This window comes from Hymenobacter sp. APR13 (assembly GCF_000737515.1).
In the GTDB taxonomy this organism is placed as follows: domain Bacteria; phylum Bacteroidota; class Bacteroidia; order Cytophagales; family Hymenobacteraceae; genus Hymenobacter.
Genome location: NZ_CP006587.1, coordinates 225,214 through 249,195, shown reverse-complemented (window position 1 = coordinate 249,195; position 23,982 = coordinate 225,214). Strand labels below are relative to the sequence as shown.

Here is a 23,982-nt window from a genome sequence, read left to right as displayed (position 1 = left end):
CCAATGTTCGCTTTTCTGAACCTTGGTCTCTCTGCTCTTTATTTGTTCTGCCTAATGCACCACATCATCTATATAAGCAGCGCCACGCAGTCCATGAGCGACGATGAGCTGACGATGCTTTTGACCCAATGCCGCCGCAACAACGAGCAGCTACAGATAACGGGTGCCCTGGTGTATGGTGGCGGCCAGTTCATGCAGATCATGGAAGGCGACAAAGCCACCGTGCAGGCGCTCTATGACAAGGTGGAGGCCGATGCCCGCCACACCGGTGTGATGAAGCTGGCCGACAAAGACATTCCATACCGCAGCTTCGGCAACTGGTCGATGGCCTTTGAAACGGTGGCGGCCGATGCGCTGCCAACTGCGGCCGGCTACGCCACCCCCGACGAATTGCTGCGCACCCTGCCCGGCAGCCTCAGCGGTGCCGACGACCTGCTGTACTCCATGCTGCGCACCACCGTCGGCGAAACGGCCAGCTAGCCGGTTTACTTTGAATTAACAAGCCCGCGCTTCCATCGGAGGCGCGGGCTTTTCTATGGGCCAGAGGGGAGGTGCTTGCCAGAACGGCCCGCCTAAAACTCCACGATGAAGCCGATGGTGGGCAGCACGGTGCCGCTGTTGTTGTCGAGCAGGAAGGGTATGGCGTTGGAGCCATCGGGGCGCAGGGGCTGGCCGTCGGTGCTCACGAAGTCGGCGTTGTCGGGGGTGCGCTGGAAGGTGTAGCTGGGGGCCGCCGGCGACTTCAGGGCCAGCACGTTCTGCACGTCCACGTAGAGGTCGAAGGTGAGACGGCGCAGGTTGATTTTCTTGTCGAGGCGCAGATCCAGCTGCTGGAAGGTGCCCAGGCGCAACGTGTTCAGGCGGCCGTAGTCGAGCACGCCCTGCCCGATGGTGAGGTAGTTCTGCTGCGAGGCCGCGTCGTCGAAGGGCGTGTAGGGGGCGCCGCCGGCCAGCCGGTACTTCGCGCCCAGCTCCCAGCCCCGCCCGAACTTGCGCCCCAGCAGCACCGAGGCCAAGTGGCGCGTATCCCAGGCCGAGGGCTTATACTGGCCATCGAGGCCCGTAAACTCGCTGCGGAACAGCGTGTAGGACGTCACGGCGAACAGGTTGCGCGTGAGCTTCTGCTGAAAGAAAAACTCGCCCCCGAAGGCCCGGCCACGGCCGGTGCTGGTCACGGCCTCGTTGCCGAGGGCCACAAAGTCGCCGCCCAGGTTGGCCAGGCTGATACCGTCGCGGGTGTTGACGGGGTAGTGGTCGTACTGCTTCCAGAAGGCTTCCACCGTGAAGCGGCGGCTGGCCGAGGGCAGAAACTCCAGGCCCGCCACGTAGTGCGTGCTGCCGATGTAGCGGTTGGGCTTGTTCACGAGCTGGCCGGCGTTGTCGCGGAAGCCGAGCAGGGTGGAGGGCGGAATCTTGTAGTAGCGCCCGATGCTGGCATTGAGGTTCCAGCGCGAGGCCAGCGCGTACGACGCCGACACCCGCGGCGAGAGGGTGCGCAGCAGGTTGGCGCCGCCCTCCGTAAACGAGTTGCCATCGGCCCGCAGCCCCGCCGACACCGTCAGCCGGTCGTCGGCCAGAAACGGCCGCGTCACCTGGGCAAACGCCCCGAAGCGTGCAAACTGCAGGTCGCTCTGAAACCGCACGTTCACGGCTGGCTGCTGCACCGAGCCGTCGGGGTTGAGCACGGCCTGGCGCAGGCGGTTGAAGTAGCGGTTGTCGTAGCTGATGAGCTGGCCCACGGCCCCGTAGGCGTATTGCCACTTGCCCAGGCTGCGGTTGATGTCGAGGCGCAGCTTGTTTTCCACCTCGCCGGAGCGGGTCTGGAACACGCGCCGGCTTTCGTCGCCCTGAAACGCGGTGCCGCCCTCAAAGAAATCGGCTTGGTTGCTGAGCTGGGTGCGGCTGAGGGCCAGGTTGAGGTAGCCGCGCTCCAGCAGCTGCCGCAAGCTCACGCCCACGGTGTAGTTCCACTGGTCGATGGTGGGCGTGTTGCGGATGGTGTAGGTGTTTTCGGGCGTGCTCTTGCGCGGCACGGCCACCTCGAAGTGGTCCAAAGCGCCCAGGCCCAGCGCCGTGAGCGTGGTTTTGGGGCCCAGCTTGGTGGTGATTTTGAACTGCGAGTCCCAGTAGTCGGGCCGGATGGGGAGGTCAATCAGCTTAAACAGCACCTGCAGGTAGGAGCGGCGCACCGAAGCCAGAAACGTGGTGTTTTTGGCCAGCGGCCCTTCCAGCGTGCCGGCCACTTCGGTGCCGCTCAGGCGCACGTTGCCCTGGATTCGGTCGGGGTTGCCGTCGCGCTGCCGGAACTGCAGCACGCTGCTGAGCGTGTTGTCGTAGCGCGCCTCGAAGGCCGAAGTGCTCAGCGTCACGTCCTCGATAAAGCTCACGTTGAGCATGCCGGCCGGCCCGCCGGCGCTGCCCTGGGTCTGGAAGTGGTTGATGACGGGCACCTCGATGCCGTCGAGGTAGTACACGTTTTCGTTGGGCGCGCCGCCCCGGATGATGATGTCGTTGCGGAAGCCGGCGGTGCCACCCGTGCCGCCGCCGCCCACGCCGGGCAGCACCTGCACCACTTTCGAAATGTCGAAGTTGCCGCCGGGGTTGCTCTTGATTTCCTCTACATTGAGGCGCTGCACGCTCAGCGGCGTTTCGGCCGTAGCCACCCGGATGGCGCGGCTGGCCGTCACCTGCACCTCGCCCAGCGCCTGCGCCGCCGGCGCCAGCTGCAAACTCACAATGTTGGCGTTGCCGCTGGTGATAACCACGTTGGCGCGCAGCAGCGGCTCGTAGCCCACAAACGACACCCGCACGTTGTAGCTGCCCGTCGGAATATCAGTGAGCCGGAAGCGGCCCTGCTCGTCGGAGGCGGTGCCCAGGCTGGTGCCTTCCAGCGCCACCGTCACGCCCGGCAGTAATTGCTGGGTGGCCCGGTCGCGAATGGTGCCGCTGAGCACGCCGGTGCTTTGGGCCAGCGCTGGCAGCTGTAGCAGAAGAAGGAGGACTATCGACAGAAAGTAGCGAAGCGGCATACGTACGGGTTTGGAGAGTACCGTACGAATGATAGGGCGGCTAAGATGTTTTGAAAACGGCAAAATACCGCCGCAAAAACGCTCCGGCCCGACGCCGCAGGCGTCCGGCCGGAGCGTTTTTGCGTTTGCCAAACCGCTGCGAGTGCTGGCCCTGACCTGATAAAGGCGTTAATCGGCAGCGCTGAAAACCAGGATGGGCGTGGGAGTGGCCGCGTCGAACAGGCGCAGCTCCCGGCCGCTTATTTCGTAGCGCGTGGTGCGCGGCAAGGCGTTCAGATACCGGTCTTCGATGTTTTGCGCGGCGCAGGTGGTGCGGGTGGAAGCCTGCTGTGTGATGCGGAGCTGGGTGCCGGTGCCGAGCACATAAGTGCCCCCAAACGAGTTGCAGGGGGCCAGCCCTTCCGTTTTGCTATCGGTGTTGAACTGAATGTAGGAACTGAAGGTGGGGGAGTAGCTGGATAGCGTGACGGGAAAATCTTCCACCTGCACCAGCATCCAGCGGGTACGCTGAATGGAGGAGCTGCTTTCTTCTTTTTTGCAGCTGCCGAGCAGCGCCAACGCACCAAGTAAGAGGACGAAATTTCGCATAACAGGGAAATAACTGGTGGAACAACAGGCCGGTGCCCAATTAACAGGAGTCCGAGGGACATAGAAAGGTTGCAAGCCTCAGGAGCCGGCCCCTGAGGCAGTAATTTCCGAACCTCGGCCGGGCCGCTGTGGTATACCGGGCTCACCCATTCCGCTTTGCCTGCATGGCCCGTACCACTGCCTCTGATTCCGTTTCCCCTGACCCCAAAGCCGGCTACGTGCGCGTGCGCGGCGCCCGGGAGCACAACCTCAAAAACGTCAGCGTAGATATTCCGCGCGATGCGCTGGTGGTGTTTACCGGCGTGTCGGGCTCCGGCAAATCCAGCCTGGCCTTTGGCACGCTCTACGCCGAGGCCCAGCGCCGCTACCTCGAGTCGGTGTCGCCGTATGCGCGGCGGCTGTTCCACCAGATGGCCGTGCCTGAGGTGGATGCCATTGAAGGGTTGCCGCCGGCCGTGGCCCTGCAGCAGCAGCGCGGCACGCCCACCACCCGCTCGTCGGTGGGCTCGGTCACCACGCTGTCCAACCTAGTGCGCATGCTCTACTCGCGGGCCGGCGACTACCCGGCCGGACAGGGCATTGTATATGCCGAAGGCTTCTCGGCCAACACGCCCGAGGGCGCCTGCCCCACCTGCCACGGTTTGGGCCGCGTGTACGAAGTGACAGAGCAAAGCATGGTGCCCGACCCCACGCTCACCATCCGGGAGCGGGCCATTGCGGCCTGGCCTCAGGCCTGGGGCGGCCAGAACCAGCGCGACATCCTCGTGACGCTGGGCTACGACGTGGACGTGCCGTGGCAGGACCTGCCCCAAAAGCAGCGCGACTGGATTCTGTTCACCGAGGAGCAGCCCGTGGTGCCCGTGTACCCCGGCTACTCGCCCCAGGAAACCCAGCGGGCCGTGAAGCGCCGGGAGCCGCCGAACTACATGGGCACGTTTACGAGCGTGCGGCGCCACGTGCTGCACACCTTCAGCAACACCCAGAGCCCGCTCATGAAAAAGCGCGCTCTGCAGTATATGCTTAGCCAGGAGTGCCCCACCTGCCACGGCAAGCGGCTGCGGCGCGAAGCCCTAGCCGTCACGTTTGCCGGGCTCGACATTGCCGACTTCTCCAGCCTGCCGCTCAAGCGCGTGGCGGCGCTGCTGCAGCCCTACGCCCGCGGCACCGCCGCCCGCCAAACCCACGATGCCACCCACCCCGAGCAGGCCGAAGTAGCCCACCGCATCGCGCAGGATTTGTGCGCCCGGCTGGAAGTGCTGCTCGATTTGGGCCTCGGCTACCTGTCGCTGGAGCGCAGCACGCCCACGTTGTCGCCGGGCGAGCTGCAGCGGCTGCGGCTGGCCACGCAGCTGTATTCCAACCTGTTTGGGGTGGTGTATGTGCTCGATGAGCCCTCCGCCGGCCTGCATCCTTCCGACACCGAAGCCCTGCTTTCGGCGCTGGCCAGTTTGCGCCAGGCCGGCAACTCGCTGTTCGTGGTCGAGCACAACCTTGACGTGGTGCGCCAGGCCGACTGGCTGGTAGACGTGGGCCCCGCCGCCGGCGAGCTGGGCGGCGAAATCCTCTACAGCGGCCCCCCGGCAGGCCTGGCCGACGTAGAAGCCTCCCAGACGCGGCACTTTCTGTACCCCGCGCCCGCCACGGCCCCGGCCGCCGCGCCTCGCGAGCCGCAAGGCTGGCTGCAGCTGGCCGGCGTCCGCCGTAACAACCTCGACGGCCTAGACGTGCAGTTTCCCCTGGGCGTGCTCACCACCGTTACGGGTGTGTCGGGCTCCGGCAAGTCCAGCCTCGTGAGCCAAGTGCTGGTGGAGCTGATGGCCGCGCATCTGGGCCACGAATTGGTGTCGGAAGAAGATGAAACGTCTGACCCGCTGGAACGCGCCGCCACTCCTTCAGTCGGTGGCCGCATCGTGGCCGGGCTGGAGAATATCAAGCGGCTGGTTCGCGTGGATCAGAAACCGATTGGGCGCACGCCGCGCTCCAACATGGCCACCTATACCGGCCTGTTCGACCACGTGCGCAAGCTGTTTGCCGCCACGCCCGCCGCCCGCAAGCGCCGCTACGACGCCGGCCGCTTCAGCTTCAACGTGGCCAAAGGCCGCTGCGAGAAGTGCCAGGGCGAAGGATTTGTGATGGTGGAGCTGCTGTTTCTGCCCAGCGTGTACGCGCCGTGCCCCGTCTGCCACGGCGCCCGCTACAACGCCCAGACCCTGGAAATCACCTACCGCGACAAGAACATTGCCGAGGTGCTGGGTTTGACCGTGGACGCCGCCTGGGAGTTCTTTGCGGACGAGCCCACCGTGCAGCGCGCCCTCACGGTGCTGCGCGAGGTGGGCCTCGGCTACCTGCGCCTGGGCCAGCCCGCCACCGAGCTCAGCGGCGGCGAGGCCCAGCGCATCAAGCTGGCCACCGAGCTGCAACGCGCCCAGCGCGGCCAGTCGCTCTACGTCCTCGACGAGCCCACCACCGGCCTGCACCCCGCCGACGTGGTGCGGCTGCTCACCCAGCTCAACCGCCTCGTGGAAGCCGGCAACACCGTCATCGTGGTAGAGCACGACATGCGCGTAGTAGCCGCCTCCGACTGGGTGCTCGACATGGGCCCCGGCGCCGGCGACGAAGGCGGCCAGGTGGTAGTAGCCGGCCCGCCCGCCGAAGTAGCCAAATCCAAGAAAAGCCGCACGGCACCCTATCTGGCGCGGTTCCGGCCATAGGGGAGGAGCTACGAGGCCACAAGAAAACGGCCGCTTCCTGAAGGTCAGGAAGCGGCCGTTTTCTTGTGCGCCTGGGGAGCGGCTACTGGTGCAGATCGGCCAGGCTGGGGTGCGTGTAGATGCGCTTGATGTAGGTGTTGAGGCGGTTCAGCATCTCGGCGTCTTCTTCGTGCAGCAGCTGGCGCCACAGCGCCTGCACCAGCAGCGTGAGGTGGTAGGTGGCCAGATCCGGCTGCGCGTAGCCCAGGTCGATGAAGGCCTTGTTGAGCAGCGAATACACGGGCAGCATGAACTTCTGGAAGTGCTTCTGCACCACTTCCTTGTCGAAGGCCTTGTCCTGCAGCGTCCAGAAAGCCCGCTCTTCGCGCACCAGCTTGTAGGGCAGGTCGATGACCTTCTGCACCAGCGCCGAGGCGTCGTCTTCGGTCAGCATGCCGCGGTTGGCTTCCACGATGCGCTTGTAGCCATCCTTGATGATGCTCTCAAACAGCTTGTCTTTGCTCTGGAAGTACTTGAAAATCAACGGCTCCGACACGCCAGCTTCTTTGGCGATGAGGGCAGTGGAAGTATGGTCGTAGCCCCGGTCGGCAAACAGCTGTAAGGCAGTTTGCTCAATTCGCTGGTAGCTTTTCATAGTGCAGTGAGGTGAGGTAGGCAAGGGCCGCGGCTAAGGCCGGCTGGAAGAAACCAGCCGGATGCAAACGGCCCGGCAGTGGCCGGTAAAGCCAAAAATAGAGAGTAGGGCGCAATACCCGGCATTCCGGCCGCAACTATCAGCCCCTGAAATATAGTTTTCAAGCTGTAATAGTCTGCTCAGGCTCTTTGTTGATGGCTTCAGTAGCATCCATTACCGACAACGAAGAACAACTAGTGCAAAAATAACATTCCTCCTACTAGTGGCTGTTATGATTGGTAAACTGTTTATATTATTATACAGATTGATTTAGCTGTAGCCAATGTTGAGTGAATCAGCTAAAACAAATCTTGCAATCGAGATAGACAATTCAATCAGGAAATTATGTTTATGAATCTGTACTTTATTTAGATGAAAACGCAATTTACGGGATTTTGAGGGCATGTGTTTTGTCTTTTAAATTGTGTTAACAATTTGTTAATATTGAGACTTGCTACAAGTAAAATGTCTGTATGCTACGTGGAATGGTCGGCTTTTTATTGCCGCTGGGGTAAATACTGAATTGTACTATTATGGTAAAGAGCCAGGGTGGTAAAAGTGAATGTTGTAAACTGCCGCCTCACCAAACTTCAAAAGTTATGATGAAGCGCATTATTTCGGCCGCTTTGCTTTCAGTACTGAGCACGGGTATGCTGATGGCCCAGGGTACGCCTGCTCCCGTACAGGGCACACCTGCCACCACTCAGCCCACCGACACCACCAAAGTGAAGGTAGCCGACGACCAAACCAAAGTGAAAACGGAGGAAGGCAAAGTAAAGGCTGATAAAAAGGCTCGTAAAGTGAAAGTAAAAAAGGAGGCTACAACTTCTGCTCCGCAGAAGTAAGCATTTCCGAAAAGTGGTTGAAAACCCGTCTCTGCTGCTGCAGAGACGGGTTTTTTTGTGTGCAGTATTCGGGCCTGAAGCCTGCCGACCGTTGGCTTTGTCCGCAGACAGCGCTTAAGCCCACCGTAAAGGCGCTGAATATTCGTGTAGCGACATAACACCGTTGTTCGGCTGTGCGTAGAGAGGAATATACTAGTTCCGGAGTCGTTGTCACGTGCAGATCAGGGGATGTAGTTGATCTAAACTAGTTGGCAGGGGAGTGGTTTGTACCATGCCACTACCGCTGATGTCAACTGGCCGGCTAGCTAACTTTTTATTCCAATTGCTTCTCCTCATGCCTGATTTTCCTGCTTCCGATTTCCCGGCCGGCGGTACGCCTCCTGAGCCGAAACCCAACGACGGCTCGCGCCGGTCGTTTATGAAACAAGCCGGCGGCATCCTGGGCTTGGCACTGGCCCCGCCGCTGGTGGCACAGGCTGAGCGCCTGACGGCCTACTCCAAAACGGTGGAGGGCGTCACGGCCCTGCAGTTGAAAATCAACGGCACCGTGCGCACCATCCAGGCCGAGCCCCGCGTGACGCTGCTGGATGCTTTACGCGAGTACATGGACCTGACCGGCACCAAAAAAGGCTGCGACCATGGCCAGTGCGGCGCCTGCACCGTGCACGTCGATGGCCGGCGCATCAATAGCTGCCTCACGCTGGCCGTGATGCAGCAGGGTAAGGAAATCACCACCATCGAAGGCTTGGCCAAGGGCGACGACCTGCATCCGATGCAGGAAGCGTTCCTCAAGCACGATGGTTTCCAGTGTGGCTACTGCACGCCCGGTCAGATTATGAGCGGCGTAGCCTGCGTGAAAGAAGGCCACGCCGGCTCCGACGACCAGACCCGCGAGTGGATGAGCGGCAACCTCTGCCGCTGCGGCGCCTACCCCAACATCGTGGCCGCCGTGCGGGAAGTGGCTGGCAAAGCGTGATGAAGTGATGAGGCAAACAGTGATGGGGAATTCTCGTCATCTGCTTGCTGCCTGTCACCTCATCTCTTCATCACCTCATCACTAATTCCATGAACAACTTTAGCTATACCCAGGCTGGTTCGGCCAAGGAGGCCACGGGCCTGCTGAAAGACAAACCCCAGGCGGCCTACATTGCCGGCGGCACCACGCTGCTGGACTTGATGAAAGCCAACCTGCAGGAGCCCCCGCAGCTGGTCGATATCAATACCCTGCCCTTCAAAGGCATCGAGCAGACCAAGGACGGGCTGCGCATCGGCGCCATGGAGCGCATGAGCGACGTGGGCGAGAACAAGCTGGTGCTGGAGCAGTTTCCGGCCATTTCGGAGTCATTGCTGCTGGCGGCCTCGCCGCAGCTGCGCAACATGGCCAGCATCGGGGGCAACATTCTGCAGCGCACCCGCTGCGGCTACTTTCGCGACGCGGCGTTTCCGTGCAACAAGCGCGTGCCCGGCTCCGGCTGCCCGGCTCTGGAAGGCGACAACCATAACCTGGCCGTACTGGGCACTTCCGAGAGCTGCATTGCCACCGCCTACCCCGGCGACCTGAGCGTGGCCCTGGCCGCCTTCGACGCCGTGCTGACGCTGGAAAACCAGAAAGGCAAGCAACGGCAGGTGCCGGTAAAAGACTTCTATCTGCTGCCCGGCAAAACGCCCCAGAAGGAAACCGTGTTGGAGTCCGGTGAGCTTATTGTGGCCGTGACCATCCCGATGACCGCGCAGGCCCGTCGCTCCACCTACCTGAAGGTGCGGGAGCGGAGCAGCTACGCCTACGCGCTGGCCTCGGCCGCCGTGGGCCTCGACGTGCAGGGTGGCACCATCCGGGCGGCCCGCGTGGCGCTGGGCGGCGTGGGCACCAAGCCTTGGCGCAGTCCCGAAGCCGAGAAGGCCCTCGTCGGCCAGCCGGCCACCGAAGCCACGTTCCGGGCCGCGGCGGCAGCCGCAATGCGTGGCGCCCAGCCCCGCAAGGAAAACGCGTTCAAAGTAGAGCTGGCCCAGAACACGCTGGTGCAGGCTTTGATGAAAGTAGCGGGCTAAGAACAATGTAGAGACGCGACACTTCGCGTCTCCCCGTTGAACGACTTGCTTCTGAAAAGCCGCAACAGCCAGCGTCAGCAACGATTGAGACGCGAAGTATCGCGCCTCTACTCTCCCTCACGGACCTCATTCCCATGGATACCGCAGAACCAACTTTCTTTGAAACCAACCCCAAAGCCGGCGCGGTGGGGCAGCCCCTGAACCGCGTCGATGGGCGGGATAAAGTCACGGGCAAGGCCAAGTACTCGGCTGAGTTCAACCAGCTGCCGGGCCTCGTGCATGCCGTGCTCAAAACCAGCGACGTAGCCAAGGGCCGCATCACCGGTTTCGATACTTCGGCAGCTATGAAGCAGCCGGGCGTACTGGCCATCCTCACGCACCAGAACCTGCCCAAGCTAGCCAAAACCCCCAACGATGCGGAGGGTAAGAAGGCCATCGGCGCGCCCATGGGCTTCCTGCCGCTGACCACCGACCAGATTCATTACGCCGGCCAGCCCGTAGCCATTGTGGTGGCCGATACGCTGGAGCGCGCCCAGTATGCCGCCGCGCTGCTGCGCGTGCAGGTGGCCGCTGAGAAGCCGATTGCCTCCTACGAAGACCCGCAGGCCAAACTGTTCGACCCCACGAAAGTGCAGGATGGCAAAGCACCGGCCCACACCGTGCGCGGCAACGCGCAGGCGGCGTTTGCGGCGGCGCCGGTGCAGCTTACCCACAAGTACACCCACGCCATCAACCATCACAACCCCATGGAGCCCGGCGCCACCACGGCCCACTGGGAAGCCCCCGACCGCCTCACCATCTACGACGCCACGCAGGGCGTGACGCGCACCCAGAAGGCCGTCAGCACCATGCTGGGCCTTTCGGCGGAGCAGGTGCGCGTCGTGACCAAGTACCTGGGCGGCGGTTTCGGATGCAAGGGCTCCAGCTGGCCCCACACCATCCTGACGGTGCAGGCTGCCAAAGCGGTGGGCCGGCCCGTGAAACTTTCGCTCACCCGCCCGCAGATGTTCACGGGCATGGGCCACCGCGAAGACCAGGAGCAGACCCTGAAAATGGGTGCCACCCGCGACGGCAAGCTCACGGCCCTCATCCACGAGAAGACCTCTACCACCTCGCCCTGGGACAACTACGCCGAGTCGAACAGCAAGATTATCAATATGCTGTATGCGTGCGAGAACTTCGAGGCCTCGTACCAATTGGCCCGCGCCAACGTCATGACTTCCACCTTCACGCGGGCTCCGGGTGAAGCGCCGGGCTCGTTTGCGCTGGAGAGTTCCCTGGATGATCTGGCCTACCAACTGGGCATCGATCCACTGGAAATCCGGCTGCGCAACTACGCCGAGAAGGACCACAGCACCGGCCAGGCCTGGAGCAGCAAGAGCCTGAAGGAGTGCTACGCCCGCGGAGCCGAGCTGTTCGGCTGGAGCAAGCGCAACCCCAAGGCCGGCGCCACCCGCGACGGCCGCCTGCTGGTGGGCTGGGGCATGGCCACGGCCAGCTACCCCGTCCACAACTCCCAGGGCACGGCTCGCGCCCGCCTCTACGCCGACGGCCACGCCGTGGTGCAGTCGGGTGCTACCGATCTGGGCACCGGTACCTACACCGTCATGACGCAGGTAGCGGCCGATGCGCTATTTCTGCCCGTGGACAAGGTGCGTTTCGAGCTAGGTGATACCAAGCTGCCCACCGCGCCCAACTCGGGCGGCTCGGTGGCGGCTGGTACGGTTTCGTCGTCGGTGTACATGGCCGCGCAGGACGTGTGGCAGAAGCTGATTAAGGTGGCGGTGATGGATAAGAAGTCGCCGCTGTACCGCGCCAAAGCGGCCGATGTGGAGGTGAAGCAGGGCCGTTTGCAGCTCAAGAACAATCCACAGAAAGGGGAGGAGTTTGCCGCCATCATGAAGCGCGCCGAAATGGCCGACATCGAAGGCAACGGCCAGGGCCGCTACGGCAGCGGCTACGAAGACGCCCAGGCCGCCGCCAACGCCGACCCCGCCAAAAAGGACCAGGCCGCCGACCATTCCATGCACTCCTTCGGGGCGCACTTCTGCGAGGTGAAGGTTGACCCCGACCTGGGCACCGTGCGCGTCACGCGCTGGGTGAGCGTGCACGGGGCCGGCCGCATCCTCAACGCCAAAACCGCCCGCTCCCAGATCATCGGGGGCAGCATCTTCGGCATCGGGGCGGCGCTGATGGAAGGCACCGTGCGCGACCAGAACTACTCGCGCTACACCAACGCCTCCCTGGCCGACTACCACATTCCCGTCAACGCCGACATTCCGGAAATGACGGTGGAATTCATCGACGAAAAAGACCCCTACATCAACGCCATGGGCGTGAAAGGTATCGGCGAAATTTCGATGGTAGGCGTCTCCGCCGCCGTAGCCAATGCCGTGTTCCACGCCACCGGTAAGCGGGTCCGCAGCTTGCCAATTACGCCTGATAAAGTATTGGCCACGAAACCAGTACAGGCGTAGGTAGAGCCGATGATCTAAAGCACGTCATGCTGAGCTTGTCGAAGCATCTCGCGTGCTGATGTTGGAATAGTAACTCAATGTCAGCACGCGAGATGCTTCGACAAGCTCAGCATGACGTGCTTTTGTCTGTCTCTAGGCCAACGTCGCCGTTTCTCTATCCGTACTGCTGTGTATCATGACTGAACTCCAACGCCTGCTTATCGCCTACGACGCGCACCGCGCTGAGGGGCGCGCCTGCGCCTTGGCCTCGGTGGTGGACGTGGCCGGCTCGGCCTATCGCCGTCCCGGAGCCCGCATGCTGGTCACCGACGAAGGCCGCCTGACCGGGGCCATCAGCGGCGGCTGCCTCGAAGGAGACGCCCGCCAGCGCGCCCGCCGCGTGATTCAGCAGGGCCGTCCTACCGTCGTCACCTACGATTCCACCGACCCCGACGACGACCTGCAATTCGGGGCCGCGCTAGGCTGCCAGGGCATCGTGCAGATTCTGCTCGAACCCCTCGACTTCCAGAACCCCAACAACCCCGTGGAGCTGCTGCGCCGTTGGGCCGAAGGCGTGGAGGCCAACGCCGTGGTAGCCACCGTATTCAGCACGGCTGGTTCGGGGTCTGAGGTAGCCGTGGGTCAGCGCCTGCTATTGACTTCGGATAACATGGCCCAAGGCACGCTGCCGGAATCTGCTGACCTGTACGCCGCTATTCTGGCCGATGCCCGCACCGCTTTGGCGGCCGGGCAGCCGGCTACCCGGCACTACCCGGCCGGTGCCGGTACCGTGCGCGTGAGCCTAGAAATCCTGCGCCCACCCGTGCGTCTCACCGTGTACGGAGCTGGCAACGACGTGCAGCCGCTGGTGCGCTTGGCCGCCGGCCTCGGCTGGCGCGTGCTGGTGGTGGACGGCCGCCCCGCCCAAGCCCAGCCCGCCCGCTTTCCCGAAGCTGATGAAGTTCGCGTGCTGCCGCTGGCGCAAGTGAGCGAGCAGACTCACGACGGCAGCTTCGCGCTGCTGATGACGCATAATTACTACTACGACCTCGCCGTGCTCCAGCACCTGCTGCCGGCTGCCACGGCCCGCTACATTGGGCTGCTGGGGCCGCGCAAGAAGTACGAGCGGCTGCTGGAAGACCTCACTAAGGACACGCCCGACGCCGCCGAGCAGCTGCGGGGTCGCATCCACAGCCCCATCGGCCTGAACCTGGGGGCCGAAACCCCCGAGGAAATTGCCCTGTCCATCGTGGCCGAAATTCAGGCGGTGCTCACGGGCCGCCCCGCCGGCTTCCTGCGCGATTCTCCGCATCCCATTCACCCGCCTCTGCACGCCAACGCCCCGCTGGTACCCGAGGGCCGGGTGGATGCCATGTGCGCCATCGGCGAGTAAACGCACAGTAGCGCGAACTTTGCAGTTCGCGTCCCCGCGCCGTCAGATTCGTTCAACGGCCCGGAGGCGCGAACTGCAAAGTTCGCGCTACTGCTTTTTCAGACCTCTGGCTTTGTTGCCGGATTGCCATTCATCCGGCTACCTACCACCCTAATGTCCAACGCCATTCTTCTACTGGCTGCCGGCTCCTCATCCCGCCTTGGCCGGCCCAAGCAGCTGCTCCAGTTTCAGGGCCAAACGTTGCTGCGCCGTGCCGCTGAAACGGCCGTGGCCGCTGCGGCCGGCGCGCCGGTGGTCGTCGTCACCGGCGCCCTGCATCCGGAGCTGCTGCCGGGGCTGGCGGGCCTGCCGTTGCAGGTGGTGCGCAACCCCGACTGGGCCGCCGGCATGGGCGCTTCCATCCAGACCGGCCTCGCCTTCCTCGAAACTCTGCTGCCGGCCCCGGCCGGCGTAACCGTCATGCTCTGCGACCAGCCTTTCGTGACACCCGCCTTGCTGGCGGAGTTGCACGCGGCGCACGCCCGCACCGGCCGGCCCATCGTGGCCTCGGCCTACGCCGAAACCCAGGGCGTGCCGGTATATTTCGCGGCCGAAGCGTTGCCGCTGCTGCGGGCGTTGCCGGCCGGGGCGGGAGCGGGGCAGCTGCTGCGCCAGCACGCGGCCCTAGTGGCGGCAGTGCCCTTCGCGCTGGGTGCCGTGGACGTGGACACGCCGGAGCAGTACGCGGCGCTGCTGGCGGGTGAGTAGCAGGGGGGAAAGTATCGGCTGATTTTCCAGAGTTGTCGTGCTGCTAAGCGGCCTACCCGGCAACGGTGGCGCCGAAATCCCGTTATCTTGCCCGAATCTACCTTAAATCTCTCCTTGTATGAGCGACGCTACCGCCGCCCAATCTACTCCTGGTACGGACCTGTACCACATCCCCAAGGACGATAAGCGCATCACCCGCGGCTGGACGTTCTACGACTGGGCCAACTCGGTGTACCCGCTGGTAATTACCAGCTCCATCTTCCCCATTTACTGGGGCGCCATGGTGAAGGCCGTCACGAAAACCGACAGCGGCAAAAGCCCCGTGGATTTTCTGGGGTTTCAGGTGCCCGGCTCCTCGCTGCTGACCTACGCCATTTCGGCCGCCTTCCTGTTCATTGCCATCATCAGCCCGTTTCTGACGTCGCTGGCCGACTTTTCGGGGCGCAAGAAGCTGTTCATGCAGATTTTCTGCTACCTCGGGGCCTTTTCCTGCGCCGCGCTGTTCTTCTTCACGCCCGATACGCTTACGCTCAGCACCTTCGTGTTCGTGCTGGCTACCATTGGGTTTTCGGGGTCTATTGTGTTCTACAACTCCTACCTGCCCCTGATTTCCAGCGAGGAAAAGTACGATTCGCTGTCGGCCCGCGGGTTTTCGATGGGCTACATCGGCTCGGTGCTGCTGCTGCTGATTTGCCTGGGGCTGATTATGGGCCACGAGGCGGTAGGTCTGGAAGAAGGGTTTGCTACCCGCTTGGCTTTCCTGCTCACGGGGCTGTGGTGGGCCGGTTTCGCTCAGATTGCCTTTTTCGCCCTGCCCGCCGACCCTGGCCGTCCCGCCGGGGCCGCCGACGAGTCGGGCTGGCTGCTTAACGGCTTCCGCGAGTTGGGCAAAGTATGGGACCAGCTCAAGCAACTGCCTAACCTCAAGCGCTTCCTGCTGGCTTACTTCACCTACAACATGGGCGTGCAAACGGTGATGTACGTGGCCACCATCTTTGGCGACGAAGAGCTGAAACTTGAAAGCACGGCCCTGATTCTGACTATTCTGCTGCTCCAGATTGTGGGTATTCTGGGCGCGTACCTGTTCTCGAAACTCTCGGAGCGCATCGGCAACACCCGGGCCCTGAGCTGGGCTGTGTTTATCTGGATGCTGATCTGCATTGGCGGTTATTTCGTGCAGGCGGGCTGGTCGTTCTACGCGCTGGCCGCCGTCATCGGCCTCACGATGGGCGCGGTGCAGAGCCTTTCGCGCTCCACTTACTCCAAGATTATCCCCGAAAATACGCCCAACACGGCGGCGTTCTTCAGCTTCTTCGACGTGACCGAGAAGCTCAGCATTGTGATTGGCACGGCCGTTTTCGGCGTTATCGCCCAGCTCACGGGCTCCATGCGCAACAGCATTCTGTCGCTCATCGTGTTTTTCGTGCTGGGTTTGATTTTCCTGCTCCGCCTGCGCGGGAAGAAGCTGCGCGACGATGTGAGCGGCGCTGATCCGAAACTGGCGGAAGGCCTCAGCGGCAACTAACGGTCAGGGTTACTTTGGCTGCCGCCGAATCCCGGCAAATTTCAGTACTTGCCAACGAGCACCGGCCGCCCCGGTGCTCGTTGCTGTTTTCACGCCACCCAACCACAGTTCTTCATGCACACGTCCTCTCTCCAACAGAATATCCTCGCCGAACTCGACCATGAGCTGGCCACCACCCGCAAGCTGCTGGAGCGCGTGCCCTACGAGCAGGCCGACTTCACGCCTCACCCCAAAAGCATGAAGCTGTGGCAGCTGGCCTCCCACATCGTGAACCTGCTGGCGTTCAACCAGCTCTTCGTGCAGCACGCCTCCCGCGACTTCCTCGACCCCAACGGCCCCAAGCCCGGCCCCACACCCACCAGCTCCGAGGAGCTGCTGCAACGCTTCGACCAGTACAGCGCTAGCCTGCGCCAGGCCCTCCAAGACTCCGACGACGAGCAGCTGACCAACAGCTTCCGCCTGCACCGCGGCGAGCAAACCCTGATGGAGCGGCCCAAAGGCGCCGCCATCCGCATCATGGGCCTCAACCATAGCATCCACCACCGCGGCCAGCTCTCGGTATACCTGCGCCTTCTCGACATCCCGCTGCCCGCCATGTACGGCCCCTCCGCCGACGAGCAGGGCTGGTAATGATAGTAGTTTGTCATTGCGAGCAGCGCGAAGCAATCTTTCCTCTCGTGGCAGACACTTTCTAAACTGACAAGCCCTCCGGCAGTAGGTTACGAACCTAGCGCCGGAGGGCTTGCTGCTAAACGGTGCTCAGGGCTAAGAGAGGAAGGATTGCTTCGCGCTGCTCGCAATGACAGTTTTCTACTTTACCGAAAACACTCGCTCCCCGGCAATCCAGGTTTGCTGGACCTGGGCGGTGCGGAGCTGCTCTTTGGGGGCTTCCAGCAGGTCGGTTTTCAGGATCACGAAGTCGGCGGCCATGCCGGGGCGGATGCTGCCTTTCTGCTTGTCCTCGAAGGCGGCGTGGGCGGCCCAGGTGGTCATGCCGCGCAACGCGTCGGGGCGGCTGAGCGCGTTTTCCATCTGGAAGCCGCCGGCCGGGTAGTTCTTGGCATCCTGCCGGGCCACGGCCGCGTGGAAGCCATACAGTGGGTTGATGTCCTCCACCGGGAAATCGGAGCCCAACGCTAGCTGGCCGTATTGCTTGCGCAGGTCGTTGAAGGCGTAGGCGGTTTTGAGGCGGTCGGCGCCCAGCCGCTCCCCGGCCCAGTACATATCGGAAGTGGCATGGGTGGGCTGCACCGAAGGCACGATGCCGTACTGCCCGAACTTGGCTATATCGGCCCCACTCACTACCTGGGCGTGCTCGATGCGCCAGCGCCGGTCCTTCTGGCCCTTCAGCGCCTCGCCGTAGATGTCCAGCAGCAGGCGGTTGCTGGAATCCCCAATGGCGTGGGTGTTCATCTGGAATTTGCTGGCGGCCAGCTCCTTCGCCAGGCTGCGGAAATCGGCCACCGACGACAGCAGGAAGCCGGTTTCTTTCGGCCGGTCGGCGTAGGGGTGAATCAGGCAGGCCCCGCGGGAGCCCAGGGCGCCGTCGGCGTACACCTTGAACGAGCACACCGTGAGGCGGTCCTTGAATACCGGGCCGTTTTTGAGGTAGAACTCCTTGTTTTCCTTGGTGGGGGCCAGCATGGCGTAAAGGCGTACTTTCAGCTTGCCCTGCTGCTGTAAGGCGTCGAGCCGGTCCACGTTGGCTTTTTCCAGGCCGGCGTCGGCCATGCTGGTGAGGCCCACGGCCACGCAGCGCTTCTGCGCTTCCAGCAGCGCCGTTTCTGCCTCGGCGGCGGTGGGCTCCGGGATTTTGGCGGCCACCAGCTTCACGGCGTTATCCACCAGCAGCCCGGTGAGCTGTCCGGCGGCGTTTTTGGTGATGGTGCCGCCGCTGATGGGCGTACGGGCCGTGACGCCCGCTAAGTCCAGCGCCTTCTGGTTTACGAGGGCGGCGTGGCCATCCACCCGGATGATGAAGACGGGCGTGTTCGGAAACAGCGCGTCGAGGGTGTCTTTGGTAGGGAACTGCTTGCTGGCCCAGTCGTTCTGGTCCCAGCCGCGGCCCGTGAGCCAGGCGGCCTGCGGGTACTGCTGGCGTTGCTGCTGGAGCTTCTGTATCACTTCCTTCCAGGAGCCGGTGCCCACCAGATCCGCATCACGCAAGCCCAGAGCGTAGCGGTAGAAGTGGCAGTGCGCGTCGTAGAAACCGGGGTAGATGAACTGGCCCTGGGCGTCCACTTCCTGCTTGCTTTGGTACTTGGCCCGGATTTCCTCGGCCGTGCCCACGCCTACAAACTTGCCATCCTGCACGGCAAACGCCTGCGCCTTGCTGAAGGCCGAATCGACGGTGTACACCGTGGCATTGTAGACGATGAGGTCGGCGGGCTGGCGGGTGCCGGAGTTGCAGGAAGCCAGGGCGGCGGCCGTAGCGGCCAGCAGTCCGAAGGAGCGGAGAGTCGAGGTCATGCAGCGAAGGTACGGGCGGCCACGGAATTGAACTTGCTCTGCGAAAAGCCGAGTAACGCTATTGTGGCGAGCTTTTGCGGCGGCGCGCCCGGGCATCCTGCTGGCGGCAGTGTTGCAGCCACTCCAACGCGGCGTCTTCTGTCGTGAACCGCTCTATGCGGTAAGGGCGCCCGTCGAAGTAGGTGAGAGCCGGAATGCCGGGGTCGGCCAGCACGCCGGCCAGTTGGTGCGGGGCCATCAGGTAGGCCAGGTAGGTGGGGCGTTTCAGGCGGATCGGCAACTGCGGAAAGAAGTCGCTTAGCATCCACTGTACGTCGCCGGCGTCTACGCCGCCGGCGCGGTTGCTCAGGTCTACCAGCCAGAAGCGGCAGCGCCGCGACACAGCCGCATCGAGCAGGGCCGCGTAGCCGCGGTGCAACTCAAAAGGCATCACCCCGCGCCACCAGCGGCCCGCCAGCACGCGTGGCTCCGCCAGATAATCGATGGTGAGGTAAGGAGAGGAGAAGTGAGTCATAGGTCAGTGGTTGTAGGGGAGCAGAGGAGCGGAGCACGGAAGCAGTGGAATGCGCAGCAACAAAAAATCCCCAGAACTTCAGCCGCCCTGGGGATTACTTGCTACACGCAGTGCCGCAAGCTAAAAAAATAAAGAGAGTCGCCGATTCTACTCGAAGCGCATGTGCTTCACCGACTCACCGGAGTTTTTCAGCTCCAGCAGCGAGTCAATCCCGATCTGCAGGTGGGAAGTCACGAAATCGGCCGTTACCTTTTTGTCGCTCTCCGACGTTTTCACGCCCTCCGGCGTCATCGGGTTGTCGCTCACGAGCAGCAGGGCGCCGTGGGGAATCTCGTTTACGAAGCCTACCGTGAAGATGGTGGCCGTTTCCATGTCCACGGCCATGGCCCGGATCTGGCGCAGGTACTCCTTGAAGTTCTCGTCGTGCTCCCACACGCGGCGGTTGGTGGTGTATACCGTGCCGGTCCAGTAGTCTTTCTCGTGCTTCTTGATCATGCTGCTCACGGCGCGCTGCAGGCGGAACGAGGGCAGCGCCGGAATCTCGGCGGGCAGGTAGTCGTCAGACGTACCCTCGCCCCGGATGGCGGCGATGGGCAGGATCAGGTCGCCGAGCTTGGTTTTGTTTTTCAGGCCGCCGCACTTACCCAGAAACAGGGCTGCTTTGGGCTGAACGGCCGAAATCAGGTCCATCACGGTAGCGGCCATCGGGGAGCCCATGCCGAAGTTGATGATGGTGATGCCGTTGGCCGTGGCCGTCTGCATGGGTTTGTCGAGGCCGCGCACTTCCACGCCAAACTGCTCGGCAAACATGTGCACATAGTTGATAAAGTTGGTCAGCAGAATGTACTGGCCAAAGTCGCCGAGCGGCACGCCGGTGTAGCGGGGCAGCCAGTTCTCTACGATGTCGGATTTGGTTTTCATATGGTCTTGATTGGTTGGGAAATACGTGTTCGGGAGAGGAGAAGCGGGAAGAAAGCGGCTGGCTGGCCGGACTCCGGTTAGCGGCCCAGATCCGGCCCCGTGCTACGGCCCGCCACCCTACGAAAAAACCGTCAGACCCTTGGTAAGAGGATGTGACGGTACGGGGGCGAGAAAGCGGAACCGGAGTCCAGGGCCGTACCTTTGGAGGTGATGCAAGAGCTAGACCTGCCGCCTTTCGACTACAAACTTACGCAATCCAACTCAACTCTGTTGATCTGGGACGTGCTGCGCCGCAAGCAAGTGGTGCTGACGCCCGAAGAATGGGTGCGCCAGCACGTGGTGCACTACCTGATCAACCACCGCGGCTACCCCAAGGGCCTGCTGAGCCTGGAGCGCGGCCTGCGCTACAACCAGCGCCAGAAGCGCACCGACCTGGTGGCGCTGGACGCCGCCGGGCAGCCGCTGCTGCTGGTGGAGTGCAAGGCGCCGTCGGTGCCTATCACGGCGGCCGTGGCCCAGCAGGCGGCCACCTACAACCAGACGGTGGGCGCGCCGCTGCTGCTGCTCACCAACGGCCTGCAGCACTACTGCTGGCGCGTCGACTTCGAGGCCCGCACCAACGAGCGGCTGGCTGAGGTGCCCCGCTACGAGTAACCGGCTGCCGGGGCCGAATCCGGCGTCGCACGCGGCTTTCTGGCGGCCATGCAGGCGTGCGCGCGCACCCGCCACCGCGTAGCGGCAACCTGGCAGTGTGGGTTAAGTAGGCCCGGGCGCACGGTTTAGCGCGGCTTGGTACTACTTTTACGTTGCATTTCACCGCCTACCTCTGCATGACTACCTTCCTCATCGACGATGACAGCCTGAGCAACTACCTCACGGAAACGCTGCTGAAAATGGAGGATTTCTCTTCTGATATCCGCACGTTTGAGGCCGCCGACGAGGCGCTGGCCGAGCTGGTGCAGCAGCCGGAACAAGCCCGGGTGGTGTTCCTGGACCTGCACATGCCCCTGATGAGCGGCTGGGAGTTTCTGGACGCGCTGGCGCCGTACCGCAGCCGCCTGCTCGGAAACTGCCGCATCTACATCCTCACTTCGTCGCTGGCCCTTGAGGACCTGACCCGCTCCCACGGATACGACCTCGTGGCCGGCCTGATTCACAAGCCCATCGACAGCGGCGAAATCCGCGCCATTCAGGCCGCCATGGCCCCGGCCGACCTGACGTAAAGGCTAGGCTACTGGCGGTAGAGCGTGTTGTCGAGCAGGCCGGTGCTGAACAGCTGCACGCAGGCTTTCAGCTCGTTGCCGTACTGGCGCAGCTTTTCAGGGTCGGGGTGGGCGAGGGGCGCGGCGGGCAGCGCGTGGGTCTGGTAGGGGTAGAGCCGCACCTGGTTGTCGGCCGTAAGCTCCGTCACGAAGTCAGAGTGCACCAGGAAGTAGCTACCGCCGCTCAGAAACAACGCCCGCCCGGTGGTAGTGCTGTCGAATGCCGAAGACCCGAAGGGCAGCAGCTGGCGCGCCGGCACCGGCACCTGCAGCAAGTCCAGCACGGTGGCCGGCACGTCGGCCTGCTGGGTGATGCGGTGCACGTTGGCGGCAGGCAGCGTGCGGCCCGGGTGGAACAGCAGCAGCGGCGTTTTGTAGGCGCCCAGCGTGTTCTGGTAGGCCGGCTCGTCGGACTGCGAGGTATGGTCGGCGAGGAGCACGAACAGCGTGCGGCGGTACCACGGCTGCCGGGCCGCCGCCGCGAAGAACTGCCGTAGCGCGAAATCGGAATAGGCTACGGTGGCGTGGATGGGCAGCGTGCCCGGCACGAACCGGCTGGTGTAAGGCGCCGGCACCAGAAACGGCTCATGGGCGCTCAGCGTGAAAACCGTGCTGAAAAACGGCTCGGGCTGACGGCCCAGTTCCCGGGCAAAGTACTGCAGATACGGCACGTCCGGGATGCCCCAGTGCCCGTCGAAATCGGGGCTGCCAGCGCCGCCGGGGTACTCATCGAGCCCGAAATACTGCTGCATGCCGGCAATGCCGGCGAAGGTGTTGAAGCCCATGGTGCCGTTCTGGGCGCCGTGGAACAGCGACGTACGGTAGCCGCGCCGGCCCAGCAGCTCGCCCAGGCCGTGCAGCTCGTTGGTCTGGAACCTGGAGGTGATAAACGAGTTATCCATGAGGCCCGGCAGGCCGGCCAGCGTGGCGGGCAACGCCTCAATGGAGCGGCGGCCGTTGGCGTAATGCTCCCGAAACAGCAGCCCACCGTGCGTGGCCAGCGAGTCGAAGAACGGCGTGTAGCCGCGCTTGCCCGGGTTTTCGACGCCCGTATATTCGGAGGCGAAGCTTTCCAGCAGCAGCACCACCACGTTGTCGGGGCGCGGGGCGGTGGTGGCGGGCGGTAGCGGCCGGGCGGCCAGCGCCTGCCGCAGTTCGGCCGGCGAGCTGAAGTACTGCTTGCGCTCGATGGTTTCGGCGCCGAGGCTCTTCAGGAACGTGAACGTGCTGTTGAGGGCCAGGTGGCCCAGCACCGCCGGCTGCTGCCCGAAGGCGTGGCCGGTACGCAACGGCTTGAGCTGCAGCCCGCCCCGGATGCCCAGCACCACCAGCGCCGCCAGCAGCAGCACCTGCCCGGCGTAGAGCAGGCCTGTTTTAGGGCCTCGGGCTTGGGGCTTAGGGCTTAGGAAAGTGGTGTTATCGGCCGGAGCAGGTTTCGGCAGCGGGTACAGCCGCCACAGCACCGCCAGCAGCAGCCCGAACGGAATCAGCAGGTACCAGTAGGTAAGCACCAGTTGGCCCGCCTGCCGCCGCACGTCGTCGCCGATGGTGGCCAGCTCATTGCTGGTGCGCCGCCCGATTAACTTGAAGTACTCGGTGTCAATCAGGTTCAGGGCCACGCCCAGGCCGTTGAGCAGCAGCCATACCGCCCGCACCAGCCGCTGCCAGCCCCGTGCCCGGCTGGGCACCAACGACAGCAGCAGAAACGGAATATTGAGCAGCAGCAGCCCCGCCACATCAAACCGGAACCCGTGCCAGAACGCCAGCACAACCTGCCCGGTTTCGGCCTCCTGAAACGTAGTGCGGTTGGCCACATAGAACCCCAGGCGCAGCAGCAGATACGCGCCCAGCAGCAGCAAAAAACGACGAGCCAACAGGCGCAGAAACTCAGCGGGCATAGCAGTGCAAAAGGGTGCTGTGGCGCGAAGTTTTTGCTCCGCGTTTCGCAATATTTTGTTGGTGAACAGCCGGAGGCAGTATCAAAACGCGAAGCAAAGGCTTCGTGCTACTTCCTCGTGTATGCGCAAAACGGCACAGGCTGAAGCCTATGCTACAAGGGCTTCAGGCTGATGGACTGGCCGTCGGGCAGGTCTTTGATCTGGCGGTGGAAGTCGGCCAGCCACGCCAGGCGCTCCGGCGCGCCAATGGCTTTCAGGCTGGGGGCTTGCTGGGTGGTGGCCATGCAGGAGGGCGGGTAGATGCTCAGCAGCTGGCCCGGCCGCAGCACGCCGCCGCTTTGCTGGAAGGCGCGCAGCGGCTCCATGCCCAAGGCATCGAGCGGAAACTTCTCGGCCCCGAACAGAAAGTGCTTGAAATCCACTTCCAGGTCGGCCAGCTCGCCGGTTTCGGTGTCCAGCCACAGCACGGCGTCGCCGCGCAGCAGAAACTGGTTGCCGGCGCAGTCCTGCCCGAATGGAATGTCGGTTTCGAGCACCTGCGCGTAAGTGCGCCAGAAGGCCGCGGGGCCCTGCCAGGCCTCGGCCAGAGAGTGCCAGCCGGGCTCGGCCACGCACCCGCGCAAGTGCAGCCCACCGAAGTAGGCCACCACGCCGTTCTGCTCGCGCAGAAACGCCTGCAGGTAGGAGGGAAGGCGGGCGAAGCTCACTAAATCGGTCAGCTCGCCGCCGGTATACAGAATGCCTTTCATGGCAATGAGAAAATGAAAATTGAAAATCGGCCCCGCTGCAGCGCAAACCGTGGTAGGCCGCTGCCCGGCCAGGAATACGTAACGCGAAGTTTCACTTCGCGCAGCGCCGGAACGGCCTACACCACTGGGCTGCCTACTGGCATTGCGTGCGCT

At 63.3% G+C, this 23,982-nt stretch carries 20 protein-coding genes; 12 read left to right on the top strand and 8 right to left on the bottom strand.

The window, feature by feature from the left end; all coding sequences use genetic code 11:
- Nucleotides 1-54: 54 nt before the first annotated feature.
- On the top strand, nucleotides 55-480 hold the full coding sequence (locus N008_RS00980) for a BLUF domain-containing protein (RefSeq protein WP_052381050.1): 426 nt from the start codon (nucleotides 55-57) through the stop codon (nucleotides 478-480).
- 92 nt (nucleotides 481-572) lie between these two features.
- Here N008_RS00980 and N008_RS00970 read toward each other — a convergent pair whose 3' ends face one another.
- Entirely contained in the window at nucleotides 573-3,029 is a 2,457-nt protein-coding gene (locus N008_RS00970; protein ID WP_044013076.1) for a TonB-dependent receptor, read from the bottom strand.
- Nucleotides 3,030-3,197: 168 nt separating this feature from the next.
- A complete protein-coding gene (locus N008_RS00965; protein ID WP_081910530.1) occupies nucleotides 3,198-3,617 on the bottom strand; it encodes an META domain-containing protein in 420 nt (139 codons plus the stop codon).
- A 164-nt stretch (nucleotides 3,618-3,781) separates the two neighbouring features.
- On the opposite strand from N008_RS00965, the gene uvrA reads away from it, so the two are divergent.
- Nucleotides 3,782-6,328 (top strand): excinuclease ABC subunit UvrA, encoded by a 2,547-nt coding sequence (gene uvrA, locus N008_RS00960; RefSeq protein ID WP_044013072.1) that lies wholly within the window; start codon nucleotides 3,782-3,784, stop codon nucleotides 6,326-6,328.
- An 82-nt stretch (nucleotides 6,329-6,410) separates the two neighbouring features.
- Here the strand turns inward: uvrA and N008_RS00955 are convergent, their stop codons facing one another.
- On the bottom strand, nucleotides 6,411-6,962 hold the full coding sequence (locus tag N008_RS00955; RefSeq protein ID WP_052381049.1) for a TetR/AcrR family transcriptional regulator: 552 nt from the start codon (nucleotides 6,960-6,962) through the stop codon (nucleotides 6,411-6,413).
- A gap of 638 nt (nucleotides 6,963-7,600) precedes the next feature.
- Here N008_RS00955 and N008_RS00950 point away from each other — a divergent pair.
- The 8 genes from N008_RS00950 to N008_RS00915 all read left to right on the top strand — a co-directional run bounded on the left by N008_RS00950 (nucleotide 7,601) and on the right by N008_RS00915 (nucleotide 16,646).
- Entirely contained in the window at nucleotides 7,601-7,846 is a 246-nt protein-coding gene (locus N008_RS00950) for a hypothetical protein (protein ID WP_044013070.1), read from the top strand.
- A 334-nt stretch (nucleotides 7,847-8,180) separates the two neighbouring features.
- On the top strand, nucleotides 8,181-8,822 hold the full coding sequence (locus N008_RS00945; protein WP_044013068.1) for a (2Fe-2S)-binding protein: 642 nt from the start codon (nucleotides 8,181-8,183) through the stop codon (nucleotides 8,820-8,822).
- Between the two features lie 89 nt (nucleotides 8,823-8,911).
- A complete protein-coding gene (locus N008_RS00940) occupies nucleotides 8,912-9,895 on the top strand; it encodes an FAD binding domain-containing protein (RefSeq protein ID WP_044013067.1) in 984 nt (327 codons plus the stop codon).
- A gap of 134 nt (nucleotides 9,896-10,029) precedes the next feature.
- The gene (locus N008_RS00935) at nucleotides 10,030-12,372 is read left to right on the top strand and encodes a xanthine dehydrogenase family protein molybdopterin-binding subunit (RefSeq protein WP_052381048.1); all 2,343 of its coding nucleotides are present in this window, start codon (nucleotides 10,030-10,032) and stop codon (nucleotides 12,370-12,372) included.
- Between the two features lie 175 nt (nucleotides 12,373-12,547).
- Nucleotides 12,548-13,744: an XdhC family protein gene (locus tag N008_RS00930; protein WP_052381047.1), complete on the top strand. Its 1,197-nt coding sequence runs from the start codon at nucleotides 12,548-12,550 to the stop codon at nucleotides 13,742-13,744.
- A 153-nt stretch (nucleotides 13,745-13,897) separates the two neighbouring features.
- A complete protein-coding gene (locus N008_RS00925) occupies nucleotides 13,898-14,491 on the top strand; it encodes an NTP transferase domain-containing protein (RefSeq protein ID WP_044013065.1) in 594 nt (197 codons plus the stop codon).
- Between the two features lie 118 nt (nucleotides 14,492-14,609).
- Complete coding sequence (locus N008_RS00920) at nucleotides 14,610-16,016, top strand: MFS transporter (protein WP_052381046.1); 1,407 nt, start codon at nucleotides 14,610-14,612, stop codon at nucleotides 16,014-16,016.
- 114 nt (nucleotides 16,017-16,130) lie between these two features.
- Entirely contained in the window at nucleotides 16,131-16,646 is a 516-nt protein-coding gene (locus N008_RS00915) for a DinB family protein (RefSeq protein WP_044013064.1), read from the top strand.
- A gap of 180 nt (nucleotides 16,647-16,826) precedes the next feature.
- Here the strand turns inward: N008_RS00915 and N008_RS00910 are convergent, their stop codons facing one another.
- The 3 genes from N008_RS00910 to N008_RS00900 form a co-directional block, all read right to left on the bottom strand.
- Nucleotides 16,827-18,485, bottom strand: coding sequence for an amidohydrolase (locus tag N008_RS00910; protein WP_044013061.1), 1,659 nt, complete (start codon nucleotides 18,483-18,485; stop codon nucleotides 16,827-16,829).
- A gap of 58 nt (nucleotides 18,486-18,543) precedes the next feature.
- Nucleotides 18,544-18,999, bottom strand: a complete 456-nt coding sequence (locus tag N008_RS00905; protein ID WP_044013059.1) for a hypothetical protein — start codon at nucleotides 18,997-18,999, stop codon at nucleotides 18,544-18,546.
- Nucleotides 19,000-19,146: 147 nt separating this feature from the next.
- The gene (locus tag N008_RS00900) at nucleotides 19,147-19,920 is read right to left on the bottom strand and encodes an AMP nucleosidase (protein WP_044013057.1); all 774 of its coding nucleotides are present in this window, start codon (nucleotides 19,918-19,920) and stop codon (nucleotides 19,147-19,149) included.
- Nucleotides 19,921-20,130: 210 nt separating this feature from the next.
- Here N008_RS00900 and N008_RS00895 point away from each other — a divergent pair, with 210 nt between their 5' ends.
- The gene (locus N008_RS00895) at nucleotides 20,131-20,574 is read left to right on the top strand and encodes a type I restriction enzyme HsdR N-terminal domain-containing protein (RefSeq protein WP_044013055.1); all 444 of its coding nucleotides are present in this window, start codon (nucleotides 20,131-20,133) and stop codon (nucleotides 20,572-20,574) included.
- A gap of 176 nt (nucleotides 20,575-20,750) precedes the next feature.
- The gene (locus tag N008_RS00890) at nucleotides 20,751-21,143 is read left to right on the top strand and encodes a two-component system response regulator (protein ID WP_156108947.1); all 393 of its coding nucleotides are present in this window, start codon (nucleotides 20,751-20,753) and stop codon (nucleotides 21,141-21,143) included.
- 8 nt (nucleotides 21,144-21,151) lie between these two features.
- On the opposite strand, the gene N008_RS00885 is transcribed toward N008_RS00890, so the two are convergent.
- The gene (locus tag N008_RS00885) at nucleotides 21,152-23,080 is read right to left on the bottom strand and encodes an LTA synthase family protein (RefSeq protein ID WP_081910529.1); all 1,929 of its coding nucleotides are present in this window, start codon (nucleotides 23,078-23,080) and stop codon (nucleotides 21,152-21,154) included.
- A 152-nt stretch (nucleotides 23,081-23,232) separates the two neighbouring features.
- Nucleotides 23,233-23,829, bottom strand: a complete 597-nt coding sequence (locus tag N008_RS00880) for an SMI1/KNR4 family protein (RefSeq protein ID WP_044013050.1) — start codon at nucleotides 23,827-23,829, stop codon at nucleotides 23,233-23,235.
- Between the last annotated feature and the right edge of the window lie 153 nt (nucleotides 23,830-23,982).